Raw genomic sequence first — 12,649 nt, 5'->3', positions numbered from 1 at the left:
GAGGTTTTCTGTGGTGGATACAATTGTTGTGCTGGATTACGGCTCGCAGTACACCCAGTTGATTGCCCGCCGGGTGCGCGAATTGCAGGTGTACAGCGAGTACCTGCCGTGGGATGTGCCACTGGAAAGGATTCTTGCCGTGCGGCCCAAAGGAGTGATTCTTTCCGGAGGTCCCCGCTCGGTGTATGAACCCGGTGCCCCTACGCTTCCGATGGGCCTGCTGGAAACCAACCTTCCCATTTTGGGGATTTGTTACGGCATGCAGTTGCTCACCCATGCGCTGGGCGGAGTGGTGGCGCAAGCCCTCACCCGCGAATATGGACACGCTACCCTGCAAACCCTGCGGGAGAATCCGCTCATCCCTGTTGGAGAGCATTCGGTGTGGATGTCCCATGGCGACCGCATTGAACAATTACCGACAGGTTTTATTGCCCTTGCCAGCAGTGCGGGAAGCCCTTATGCTGCCATGGCGCATCTGGAGCGCCGCTGGTTTGGGGTGCAGTTCCATCCTGAAGTACATCATACCCCCATTGGCAGAGAAATTCTGCGCCGTTTTGTGGTGGAAATTTGCGGGGCGAAGCAGGAATGGACGCCCGAGTCCATCATTGCCGAGGGAGTGCGCCGCGTGCGCGAACAGGTGGGGAATGCGCCGGTGCTCTCGGCGGTCAGTGGTGGGGTAGACTCCAGCGTTGCCACGGCGCTGGTGCACCGTGCGGTAGGGGATCAGTTGACTGCTGTGTTCGTGGATACCGGGATGCTCCGCAAAGGGGAAAGGGAGCAGGTAGAAACAGCCTTTCGCAAGAATCTGGGGGTGAGGCTCATTACCGTCAACGCGGTGGAGGAATTTCTGGACCGCCTTGAGGGGGTCACCGACCCCGAAGGCAAGCGTAAAATCATCGGCGAGACCTTTATCCGGATTTTCGAGGGGCAGGCTCGGCGGTTGGGAAACCCGCCTTTCCTGGTGCAGGGGACGATTTATCCCGATGTGGTCGAATCCAGCGCGCCGGACCGCCAGAAAGCCCATAAGATTAAGAGCCATCACAATGTGGGCGGCTTACCCGAAGACATGACCTTCCAACTGGTGGAGCCGTTGCGCTATTTGTTCAAGGACGAAGTGCGTCTGGTGGGCGAAGCCCTGGGCTTGCCCCCCGAACTGGTCTGGCGTCAGCCCTTCCCGGGTCCGGGGCTGGCAGTCCGCTGTCTGGGGGAGATTACCTGGGAGCGCCTGGAACGTCTCCGCGAGGCGGATGCCATCTTCACCGGGGAATTGACCGCCGCGGGATTGCTCAATCAGCGCCTGATGGACGAACCCGGGAGGATTGCTCAGGCTTTTGCCGTCCTTTTGCCGGTGCGCTCGGTAGGGGTGATGGGTGACTCGCGCACCTATCAGGAAGTGGTTGCCCTGCGCGCGGTGACCACCGAGGATTTCATGACCGCCGACTGGGCACGCATTCCGCATGAGTTGCTCTCGAAAATTGCCAGCCGCATCGTTAACGAAGTACCCGGCGTTAACCGGGTGGTGTACGACCTCACCAGCAAACCGCCTGCAACCATTGAATGGGAATAACGTATATTGAAATAGCAAAGACCGGGGTGCTTGTGATATCCCGGCACAAAGTCATGGAGGGTATATGAGTTACGGTGAGGTTTTGTCCAAAGCCTGGCAAATGATCTGGAAGCACAAAGTGCTGTGGATTTTTGGCATCCTGGCTGGTTTTCTGAGCAATGGCGGAAACCCGGATTTGAGTTATCGCGAAGAGTATCGTTCCACTGCACCAAATGTCTTCGGATACCGCCTGGAAGAATGGCTGAACCAGAATTTCTGGCTGGTGGCATTAATTGTCCTGGCGGTGTTTGTCCTGGTTCTGGTTTTACTGGTGCTGGGAACGTTTGGTCGGATTGGACTGGTTCGCGGTGCCTGGAAAGCCGATGAGGGTGCGGTTAAATTATCCTTTGCCGAGTTGTGGGCAGAAAGCGGTGCCTATTTCTGGCGTGTCCTGGGACTTTCTTTCCTGCTCTTTGTCGTTTTTCTCATCGTAGGAGTGGCATTGGGCATTTTTGTTGTTCTGGGAACGGTAGTGACGCTGGGTATTGGATTGATTTGCCTTTTGCCGTTCCTGTGCTTGCTCATTCCTCTGGCGTGGCTGTTGCAGGTCTGGGTGGAGCAGGTGATTGTTGCCATGGTGGGGGAGAATCTCTCCATTGGCGAAGGTATCTCGCGGGCATGGCAGGTCTTCACAGCCCATCTGGGCGAGTATATCGTGATGGGCTTGGTGCTGGGGTTGGGCAGTCTGGTGGTGCGGATTGTTCTGAGCATCCCCTTCCTGATTGCCCTGGCGCCGCTGTTGGGCGCATGGATGTTTAACGGTGGCCAGGTGTTTGGCAGTACCGGGATGGTGCTTACCCTTGTCCTGATGTGTGTGTACCTGCCGGTGTACATGTTCCTCAATGGCATCCTGACAGCCTATCTGGGCACATCCTGGACGCTGATTTTCCGCCGACTGACGGGGCGCACTGCCCAGCCCGAGGTGGTTGAAGTTTTACCGGTGAGCAGTTAAACCCCCATTTTTCATAAAAAGCAGTGGAGCTGTCTAAACGGCTCCACTGCTTTTTATGCCCAGGGCTGGTCCAGTTCGATTTCGATAATGGTATCCATTTCCTGCTGATTTTCCGGAGGAATACGGAACGAAAGTGAATTGGCGGTGCGCTGAATCCCGATGGAGGGTGCGGTCAGGCAGGTGATTTTACGAATGTGTCCGCTTGGTAAGGGCAGGATGACTTCTTCATCTACCCAGTCAAGGACGTGCACATAAAGGCGATTCTCCTGCCAGGTGCACCCGCCCCACAACTGGGGTGGATACGGTCCCGGTTGGGTGTCATACAGGGTATGACCGTAAAGGTTCAACCAGTTCCCCAGTTGCTCTAAACGACGTTGATGCCGGGCTTCAACTCCATGAGCAGAGACGGGTACGCTGAGTAACAGGTTGCCCCCGCGTACAGCAGCGCGCACCAGCAGGTTAATCAGTGTGCGCAGGGAGCGCATCGGAGAACGCAATGGGGTGTGGGGATCCAGCACCAGCCAGTCCAGCGTCTCCCACGCCTCAGGGGCGAGCCACTCGCCGAAATCTCGCTTAAAAGTGACAAAGTTGGGCTTGCCTTGCTGGCGTTGATTACACAGCAGGGTTTCACCTGCTTCATAAGAGAAGTTTTGAGAGGCGTGAGGGGGTGTCCAGGCAATGCGAAGAACGCCAATATCCTCCCAGTGGGGCATGTGAGGTATGGAAGTTTGTGAGATGGAAACCCCGGTCAGATAATTCTGCTGAATGCAGGCGTTCAGCACGTTGGTTAGATAAGTGCTTTCTTCCTCTGATAGGGATTCCATTAAAGAAGGGGAGAAGATCACATAGCGAGCGCCTGCCTTCTGACAGAGGGAAGCCCAATAGTGTGGTTGTATCGTCAGCGGTGAGCCATCTGCCCATTCGAGCAGCAATCCTAAACGTGCCCCTTGCCATTGGTGGGAAAGCGTTCGGATGTTTGCGGAGGAAGGGTTCAATGGATGAGTAGACATAGATAGTACAGACATAATTTCTATGGATAATTATAGAAAAATCAACGAAGGTTATTGTTTGCTAAATTATCAGTTTGCAAAGTTGTAAGTGGTAGAAAATACTGATCGGGTTTCTCGAAAATATCAAAGAGAGGGAAATTTTTTCGGTATAATGCGGAGAATGAGTGAGAAAATTTCACGCCGCAAGGCGTTGCAATGGCTTGCCGGCGGGCTGGTGAGCACATTGTGTGTTGCTTCCGGTCTGGATGCTACATTGCTGGAACCTTATCAGGTGGAGATTGTCCCCCAGCCCCTCGCTTTGCCCCAGGAGTGCTGTGGGTGGCGTGGAAAACGTCTGGCGCACATCAGTGATTTGCACTTTGGCGGCTACTATACACTTGAGCAGGCGCAGGTAGTCCTGAATCGGATGAGGGATCTGAATCCGGATGTGGTGATGATGACGGGGGATTATCTGACCCGCGGGGGGAACATCGCTCAAGCCCTCAGTGATTTGCATGAATTTCTTCCTGAACTGGCAAAAACTTTCCCGGTGTATGCGGTGCGGGGTAACCACGATTACGGACCGGAGCGGCAGAGATTGCTGGATATTTTCCGCCAGAGTGGGGTTCACCTGCTGGATAATCAATGGGAAACGTTTTCTCTGGGAGGAGAGGAACTCATCATTGCCGGAAGCGGCAGTTTGCTGGCGCATTGGAGTGGGGTGAGAGAACTGGCGGAGGCTATTCCTGCGGATAAGCCCGCCATTTTGCTGATTCACGAACCCGATGGTGCCGATTACAGTGCTTACCTTGGCAGGTTTTTTCTGCAGTTAAGCGGGCATTCTCACGGGGGGCAGGTCCGTTTGCCGTTGTTGGGCGCGCTGTTTCTGCCGGAATTGGGGCGGCGTTATCCCTTGGGGCTGTATCGCGTGGGCGAGATGTGGCTTTACACCAATCGAGGTTTGGGGACAACCACTCTGCCTGTGCGTTTTCGCTGTTTACCGGAAATTACCCTGTTTGAACTGACCTGATTCGCTCTCTCTTTTTTACGAATTGATAACCAATTGTTAACTCTTTTTTATTGACTTTTTCTCATCTTTTGCCATAATGAGGCTAAGATGATGTTGTTACGAAGACGACGATCTACCCCTCAACTGGATGAAGAACCACGGTCGGCGGCGACCCTCGCCCGCCGACCGTGTCGCTTAAGTCAGGAAAGGAGTCTATGCTAACACTTCGCTTTGATGGACTGTATCGTCCGCTGACTCAGGAAGGGGGGACTGCCCCCCATGCGGGAGTAATGTGCTACGGTTGGGTCATCAGCCGGAATGGTAAGCCGATTGCCCGCGGACATGGAGGGTACATGCGCCGCAACGATGCCAGTTCAAACATTGCCGAATATCTCGGGTTAATTGAGGGGTTGGAAGCCCTGCTGGATATGGGGGCAGAGGATGAAGCCGTGGAGATCATCGGTGATGCCCGTTCCGTCATTGACCAGATGGTGGGACGGGCGGCGGTCAATTCTGCCAGCACCCGTCCGTTGTACCGGCGCGCTCAGCGTCTGGCAAGCCGCTTTCGCCGTTTGCTGTGGACATGGACCCCGCGGCGCAAGAATCACGCCGCCGACCAACTGACCCGTCGTGCCATGAAGCAGATCCGTGCCAACACCCGGCAGTATCGCGAAACCATTCACGCGCTGGAAATGGAACAACACCCCGATCGCTCCAGAACCCTGTTTCCCTTGCTGAATCTCAGAGTGTACCAACCGGGTGGGTTGAGTGTATGAAGTTGCATTAGAACCTCTAAAATGCTGGTTGAATCAAGCCCCGTTTTTTTGTACACTATAAAAGAGTTGTTTAGAATTTCGTCTTCATCCGGTTATCTCTTGGATGCGAGGGTACAGAATGGGGTTATGGAGTGAACGGCGCTCCCGCTTGAAAGGGTGGGCTGAGGCGGGGGAAATCCTTGGGGTATGTTTGTTAGCCTTACTTCTGTTCATCTTGGGGGAAAACTCTTTTACACTTTTTGGTTGGGCTATCTTTCCACTTGCCATGGCAATCACCCGTGAGCAACAGTTGACGCTTTTGGACGAAGATGGTATCGCGAATCAAATGGACATCGCCGTTGTTCTGGTCAATGGCAATGTTACCGTTGTGGACATCAATGAAGCGGGCGCCAGTTGGGTGGGAAAGGCGCGGGTGGCGTTGAAAAATCAACCGGTAGGAGAGGTTTTTGGTGTTGAGTTAGAGCAAGCCTTGCGCAGGGTTTCCGCCTCTTCTGTAGTCAACATGGATTTGTATCTCGACACTCTCCAGCCTGCCCGCTATGTGCATATGTGGGTGAGCCGTGCCGGTTGGAAGCCCGGTTTCCCCGGGGTGCGCCTGGTCACCTTACAGGACATTACCCGCTTTATGGAGGAAAAGCAAAAACTGCAGTGCAATCTTTCTCTGCTTGAGGCGACACTTTCTGACCATCACAACGGCATGATGATTACCGACCCTATGGGCAGGGTCATTTACCGCTCCAATTCTCTGATTCAAACCTTTGGCATCCCCGAGCAAACTTTTGATACGGGCTTAATCGGCTGGAGGGGCAAAATGGCGCGTCTGATGCGCCAGCCGGACCGTTTTTTGCATTTCCTGGACCGCACCATTCAGGAAACTTCGGGGGAGAGCCTGGAGGTGTATGAGACGACCACAGGACGCTGGATGGAGTGCCGTTCCCGTGTGCTTCAACTGCCCGGCATGTATGGCTTGTACCGGGTCTGGCTGTTCCATGACTTTACGGAACAAATGAAACGCGAGCAGGAATTGCAACGCTTCTCCATGCAGGATGGCTTGACCGGCGCCTACAATCGTGCTTATTTCGATTCAGAACTGCGCCGTTTGCAGTTAGGGAGGCGCTTCCCTGTGGCGATGGTGATGGTGGACGTGGATGGGCTGAAGGCCATCAATGATCAAAAAGGGCATACAGCCGGGGACTACCTGCTCCGTCAGACCGTTGAACTTCTGCATCATGCCTGCCGCGCTGATGATGTGGTTGCCCGTTTGGGTGGGGATGAATTTGCCATTTTGCTGGCGCCTGCTGACGAATATGCGGCGGAACAGGTGACGGAACGAATTCGTTCTTTGCAAAACCTCTATAACATCCGTCAGCCTGATCTTTCGCTTTCCCTTTCCTGCGGTTGGGCGGTAGCCACTACCCCGCAAGAGGTTGATACCCTCTTCAACCGTTCAGACCGGATGATGTACCTGGAAAAACGCCGAAAAAAGCCCTGATTCAGGGCTTTTTCTCTTTTTCTGATCTTGCTCAAACTTCATCTTTATCCGCCAATTTCATTCATTACCCGGTTGAGCGGTACACTGCCTTCTGCCAGTCCATGTCCCCAGGGTTTTTGCCAGATGCCGTCCAGAATCAGGCGCCGCAGGTCAGCAGGACTCGCGCCTCCCCGCAGTGGAGCCAGCAGGTCCACTTCTTTCTCGCGGAGCAGACACAGGCGCAGTTTGCCATCGGCGGTCAGGCGGGCGCGTGTGCAGGACGCACAGAAGGGCATGGAGACGGTGGAGATGAAGCCTACCTCGCCTCTGGCGCCGGGCAAGCGAAAAACACGCGCTTCCCCATCCAGTTCGCCCTCTCGCACCGGTTCTAATTTTCCCAGGGCTTGTTCGATGCGTTCTATCATCTCACAGGTGGTGACCACCTGGGTTTGCTGAAGTTCGGTGGCTCCGGCAAACGGCATCATTTCGATGAAACGTACCTGCCAGCCGTGTTCGTAAGTTAGTTTTGCCAGGTCAACCACATCTTTTTCGTTGTAACCGCGCACAACTACCGCGTTGATTTTGATGGGAGTTAAACCAGCCTCTTCAGCGGCGCGGATGCCTTCCCACACCTGTTCGAATTTTCCCCAGCGGGTCAGACGGCGGAATTTTGCCGGGTCGAGCGTATCCAGACTGATGTTCACCCGTTGAAGTCCGGCTTCTTTGAGCGGCTTTGCCAGTTTTCCCAGCAGGATGCCGTTGGTGGTCATAGTGACCGTGCGGATGCCCGATGTAGAGGAGATTTCTCGTACCAGCGAGACAATATTGGCACGCACGGTTGGCTCGCCGCCCGTCAGGCGGATTTTATCGATCCCCAAACTGGCGAAAATCCGTACCAGAAGAAGCAACTCTTCATCCTGCAACATCTCCGCAGCGGGGCGGAAGGTCATATCTTCGGGCATGCAGTACACACAGCGCAGGTTACAGTGATCTGTGAGGCTGATGCGCAGGTAGTGAATGTTTCGCCCAAACCGGTCGTATGCCATCGGGAATGACTCCAGGGAAGATTTTCCTCCATTATAAACAAAAAATGTCCGATTAAGCAGGGGATTTCATCGTTCGGGTTTGCAGGATTTCAGGTTCTGAAATTCCGGTCATCTGTAAACTGACCTCCCATAACCGTTGGGCAGAGGATACCTCGTAAGATTCAGGAGAGGAAGGTACGGCTTTGCATTTTTCAAAATACTTGCCGCTTACCCCTTCTACCTCTGACGAAGCAGCAAGGTACACGCTAGTGCGGGCACCTTCTTCCGGAGGAATGGCGGCAAACTGAAACAGGCGGAATAAGGGGTCAAAGAGCCCACCGTTGCTTCTGCCAAAGCGGGTAGCCACAAAACCCGGATGCAGGGCATTGACCGTCATCCCGCTGTCTTCCAGACGTCGTGCCAGTTCATAAGTGAAGAGCAGATTTGCCAGTTTAGATTGGCTGTAAACCCGCCAGCCCTGATAGGCGCGTTCATTCTGCAAGTCGTTGAAGTCCAGTCTTGCTCCGCGGTGCGCCGCAGAGGATACGTTGATAATCCGGGAGGGAGCATTGTTTTTCAGCAAGTCTATCAAAAGCAGGGTGAGCATGAAATAGCCCAGGTGATTGAGTGCAAAGGTCATTTCAATCCCGTCAACACTGGTCTGTCGTTGCATGAAAATGGCGCCGGCGTTGTTAATCAGCACATGCAACGCAGGAACCCGCTCATGGATGGCATGGGCAAGGTTGAGAATTTGTTCCTGACTGGACAGGTCGGCGACAAATCCTTCAATTTGCGGACTGCCGGTAGATTGACGGAGTTCCAGGACAGTGGCTTCGACTTTTTGAGGGTTTCTGCCGGTGATCAGAATGTGGGCTCCCAGTCTGGCAAGTTGCCGTGCGGTTTCTTTGCCAATACCGTCGGTTGCGCCGGTGATTAAGATAGTCTTTCCCGTCAGTTTAGTACTTTCCATAATATTATCCTTTCTTGAAGTTGGGTTGTAAGGAAGGATGAGTGCAGAGACCTGGCTCTGCACTCATCGGGGAGGATGACCGCCTGTTATGGGCGGGAGGAAGATGGCTTTATTGGGGCGGCAGGATAACCGTGTCAATCACATGGATGACGCCGTTGGAGCAGAGGATATCTGTGATGATGACCTGGGCGTCGTTGATGTACACTTTCCCATCCATGACCTTAATGGTCACGTTCTTGCCCAATACAGTGGTGGCTTCTTTCAGGTTGACCACGTCCTTGGCATAGACTTTGCCAGCCACCACGTGATAGGTGAGGATATCGGTCAATTTTTGTTTGTTTTCGGGTTTGAGCAGTTCATCCAGCGTACCGGCGGGCAATTTAGCAAATGCCTGATCGGTGGGCGCAAATACGGTAAAGGGGCCTTCTCCTTTCAGGGTTTCAACCAGTCCGGCGGCTTGCACCGCGGCAACCAGTGTTTTGAAACGCCCGTCGCCTACGGCTGTATCCACAATATCCTTAGGGGGCAGTATGACGGCGTCAATCACGTGGATGATGCCATTGCCGGCGCGAATATCGGTGAGGATCACCTGCGCATTGTTGATGAATACCTTATCGCCATCCACTTTGACCAGTACGGGCTGTCCCTGTGCGGTCTTAATCTCGAATTGCTTGACCACCTCAGCCGCAGGCAGTTTTCCCGGCACTACGTGGTAGGTGAGGATTTCCACCAATTGTTGCTTGTTTTCGGGTTTGAGCAGGGTGTTCAGCGTACCGGCTGGCAGTTTAGCGAATGCCTGATCGGTGGGAGCAAAGACGGTGAAGGGCCCTTCGCCTTTCAGGGTATCTACCAGCCCGGCGGCCTGTACTGCGGCGACTAGGGTCTTGAAACGCCCGTCTTTTACAGCAGTATCGACAATATCATCGGGCGGCAGAATGACAGTGTCAATCACGTGGATGATGCCGTTCGAGGCGCGGACGTCGGTCAGGACAACCTGAGCATTATCCACAAATACCTTTCCGCCCTCGGTGCGAATCTGTACCGGGAAGCCCTGCACGGTTTTCAGTTCACTGGCTTTGACCACCTCGGCGGCTTTGACTTTACCGGGGATCACATGGTAGGTCAAAATTTTCACCAGCAGGTCTTTGTTCTCGGGTTTGAGCAGGTTGTCTACCGTTCCGGCGGGCAGTTTGGCAAATGCCTCATCGGTGGGAGCGAATACGGTAAAGGGACCTTTGCCTTTCAGGGTGTCAACCAGTCCGGCGGCTTGCAGGGCGGCGGCTAAGGTGTTGAAACTGCCATTCTCCACTGCGGTGTCCACAATGTCCTTGGGAGGCAGGATGACCGTATCAATGGCGTGAATGATACCATTGCGAGCCAGCACATCGGCAACGATCACGCTAGCGTCATTGACCTTCAGAGTACTGCCTTGGCTTTGAATTTCAACTGTGTTACCCTCAACGGTGGCAACTTCTGTCTGTCCTGCCAGTGCCTTGCTGTTGTAACGTCCTGGAATGACGTGGTAGGTGAGAATCTTGATCAGGGTGTCTTTGTTTTCAGGCTTGAGCAGTTCATCCAGCGTGCCGGCGGGCAGTTTGGCAAAGGCTTCATTGGTGGGGGCTAAGACGGTGAAGGGACCATTTCCTTTAAGAGTGTCTACCAGTCCAGCGGCTTTGATGGCAGTGGCCAGAGTGCTGAAGCGCTCATCAGCGAGGGCGCTATCCACGACATCGGCAGGGGGTAACAGCACACTGTCAATTACATGGATAACGCCGTTGCTTGCTTCCACGTCGGTGATGACCACATTGGAGTCGTTGATTTTCACCATATTGCCATTCACATTAATCATCACGGGGGTGCCCAGTAGGGTTTCGGCTTCGCTCAACTTAGTTACATCTGCTGCCATCACTTTTCCTGCCACTACGTGGTAGGTCAGGATGTCCACCAGTTTCTGTTTGTTCTCAGGTTTGAGCAGTTCATCCAGCGTACCGGCGGGCAGTTTGGCGAACGCGTCATCGGTGGGAGCGAACACGGTGAAGGGACCTTCGCCTTTCAGCGTATCGACCAGCCCGGCGGCTTGCACGGCAGCAACCAGGGTGTTGAAGCGTCCATCGGCTACGGCGAGGTCAACAATCGTTTTGGGAGCCTCTGTTGAGGTGGGTTGGGGCATGGGGGTTGGAGGCATTGGGGTGGCAGTAGGTGCCGGAGTAGCGGCGGGTGCGCATGCCGCAAGAATCAGCGCCAGCACTAGAAACAGGGAAAAAACAGTAATGCGGTTCATATTTCTCCTTCCTTGTGAACCAGTAAAATTGGATTGAACGATGCTTGTATTATGCCTGAAGGGGGGAAGATTTCCAATACAAACACTATACATGTATAAAGTTTGTCATATGAGGGATTTCTAATCAAAAACCCCACCCGTTGGTGAGGGGTGGGGTTTGACTCTTGTAGAAGAGAACGTTTAGCGGGCAAACGGCGGACGCACACGAAGGGCATCCCAACCAGCATACTTGGCGGTATCGCCCAGTTCGGCTTCGATGCGCAGAAGTTGATTGTACTTGGCAACGCGGTCAGAGCGCGCAGGAGCGCCGGTCTTGATTTGTCCCATATTCAGCGCCACTGCCAGATCGGCAATGGTGGAATCCTCGGTTTCGCCGGAGCGGTGCGAGCAGACGGCGCGCCAGCCGTTGCGGTGGCACAGTTCCACGGCTTCAATGGTCTCGGTGAGCGAACCAATCTGATTCAATTTGACCAGCAGAGCGTTGGCGGCTTTTTCCTGGATACCGCGGCGCACGCGCTCAGGGTTGGTCACCAGCAGATCATCACCGACAATCTGAATGCGGTCGCCCAGTTCAGCAGTGAGCAGTTTCCAGGAATCCCAGTCGTCTTCTGCCAGACCGTCTTCAAGGGAGACAATCGGGAATTGATCAATCCAGGACTTCCAGAACGCCACCAATTCCTCGCCGGTGAGCATTTTGCCTTCCTTGCGCAGGTTGTACTTTTTGGTTTCTTCGTCATACAGTTCAGATGCGGCGGGGTCGAGGGCAATGGCAATTTGCTCGCCGGGTTTGAAACCAGCCTTTTGAATGGCTTCCAGAATGACTTCCACTGCTTCTACATTGGCTTTCAAAGCCGGAGCATATCCGCCTTCGTCGCCTACCAGGGTGGTGTAGCCACGCGATTTCAGCACGGATTTCAGAGCATGATACACTTCAGCGCCCCAGCGCAAGCCTTCGGCAAAGGTTGGCGCGCCCAGCGGCATGACCATGAATTCCTGCGCGTCGGTGGATTGCCAGCCCGTATGCGCGCCGCCGTTTAAAATGTTCATCATCGGGACTGGCAGTACATGGGCATATACCCCGCCAATGTAGCGGTACAGGGGCAGTCCCAGAGCATTGGCGGCGGCTTTGGCAACCGCCAGGCTGGTACCCAGAATAGCATTAGCGCCCAGTTTGGACTTGTTGGGGGTGCCATCCAGTGCCAGCAGTTGCTGGTCAATGGCTTTTTGCTCCAGCGCATCCCAGCCGAGCAGTTCGTCAGCAATGACGGTGTTGACATTTTCTACCGCCTTGGTCACGCCTTTGCCCAGGTAACGGGATTTGTCTCCGTCACGCAGTTCCAGGGCTTCGTGAACACCGGTAGATGCACCGGAGGGCACGGCAGCGCGTCCCCACGAACCATCGGCAAGTACAACTTCGACTTCCACGGTGGGGTTGCCGCGCGAGTCCAGAATTTCAGTTGCAACGATCGACTCAATAATGGTGTCCATATCCTAACATCCTTTCTGATGATTTTTCCGGGCTGTAGTTGCCTCGGTAAGTATAATACAGAAAATGTGAAAAAGCACACAA

Annotated in this window: 10 protein-coding genes; 5 read left to right on the top strand and 5 right to left on the bottom strand. The window is 54.2% G+C overall.

Translation table 11 applies throughout. The annotated features are described in order from the left end of the window. The first annotated feature begins 10 nt into the window (after positions 1 to 10). Positions 11 to 1,567 carry a glutamine-hydrolyzing GMP synthase gene (gene guaA, locus ANT_RS12715; RefSeq protein ID WP_013560932.1) on the top strand — a complete coding sequence of 519 codons (1,557 nt, stop codon included), beginning with the start codon at positions 11 to 13 and terminating at the stop codon, positions 1,565 to 1,567. A gap of 64 nt (positions 1,568 to 1,631) precedes the next feature. Continuing rightward, positions 1,632 to 2,558 (top strand): DUF7544 domain-containing protein, encoded by a 927-nt coding sequence (locus ANT_RS12710; RefSeq protein WP_013560931.1) that lies wholly within the window; start codon positions 1,632 to 1,634, stop codon positions 2,556 to 2,558. Positions 2,559 to 2,611: 53 nt separating this feature from the next. Here ANT_RS12710 and ANT_RS12705 read toward each other — a convergent pair whose 3' ends face one another. Beyond that, positions 2,612 to 3,583 (bottom strand): alpha-L-fucosidase, encoded by a 972-nt coding sequence (locus ANT_RS12705; protein WP_013560930.1) that lies wholly within the window; start codon positions 3,581 to 3,583, stop codon positions 2,612 to 2,614. A 145-nt stretch (positions 3,584 to 3,728) separates the two neighbouring features. Here ANT_RS12705 and ANT_RS12700 point away from each other — a divergent pair, with 145 nt between their 5' ends. The 3 genes from ANT_RS12700 (at position 3,729) to ANT_RS16610 (ending at position 6,824) form a co-directional block, all read left to right on the top strand. Further along, the gene (locus ANT_RS12700) at positions 3,729 to 4,577 is read left to right on the top strand and encodes a metallophosphoesterase (protein WP_049784906.1); all 849 of its coding nucleotides are present in this window, start codon (positions 3,729 to 3,731) and stop codon (positions 4,575 to 4,577) included. A gap of 194 nt (positions 4,578 to 4,771) precedes the next feature. Next, the gene (locus tag ANT_RS12695; protein ID WP_013560928.1) at positions 4,772 to 5,332 is read left to right on the top strand and encodes a ribonuclease HI family protein; all 561 of its coding nucleotides are present in this window, start codon (positions 4,772 to 4,774) and stop codon (positions 5,330 to 5,332) included. 118 nt (positions 5,333 to 5,450) lie between these two features. Next, positions 5,451 to 6,824, top strand: a complete 1,374-nt coding sequence (locus ANT_RS16610; protein WP_013560927.1) for a sensor domain-containing diguanylate cyclase — start codon at positions 5,451 to 5,453, stop codon at positions 6,822 to 6,824. A 44-nt stretch (positions 6,825 to 6,868) separates the two neighbouring features. On the opposite strand, the gene moaA is transcribed toward ANT_RS16610, so the two are convergent. From moaA to eno, 4 genes are all read right to left on the bottom strand, one after another. Next, entirely contained in the window at positions 6,869 to 7,849 is a 981-nt protein-coding gene (gene moaA, locus ANT_RS12685; RefSeq protein WP_013560926.1) for a GTP 3',8-cyclase MoaA, read from the bottom strand. 52 nt (positions 7,850 to 7,901) lie between these two features. After that, positions 7,902 to 8,798, bottom strand: coding sequence for an SDR family oxidoreductase (locus ANT_RS12680; protein ID WP_013560925.1), 897 nt, complete (start codon positions 8,796 to 8,798; stop codon positions 7,902 to 7,904). A gap of 109 nt (positions 8,799 to 8,907) precedes the next feature. Then, positions 8,908 to 11,079: a fasciclin domain-containing protein gene (locus ANT_RS17595; protein ID WP_070105127.1), complete on the bottom strand. Its 2,172-nt coding sequence runs from the start codon at positions 11,077 to 11,079 to the stop codon at positions 8,908 to 8,910. Positions 11,080 to 11,259: 180 nt separating this feature from the next. Next, positions 11,260 to 12,567 carry a phosphopyruvate hydratase gene (gene eno, locus ANT_RS12670; protein WP_013560923.1) on the bottom strand — a complete coding sequence of 436 codons (1,308 nt, stop codon included), beginning with the start codon at positions 12,565 to 12,567 and terminating at the stop codon, positions 11,260 to 11,262. Between the last annotated feature and the right edge of the window lie 82 nt (positions 12,568 to 12,649).

The sequence above is a fragment of the Anaerolinea thermophila UNI-1 genome, assembly GCF_000199675.1.
Classification (GTDB): Bacteria; Chloroflexota; Anaerolineae; order Anaerolineales; family Anaerolineaceae; genus Anaerolinea; species Anaerolinea thermophila.
The sequence above is the reverse complement of the archived record's forward strand: the minus strand, read 5'-3'. Positions and strand labels throughout refer to the sequence as shown.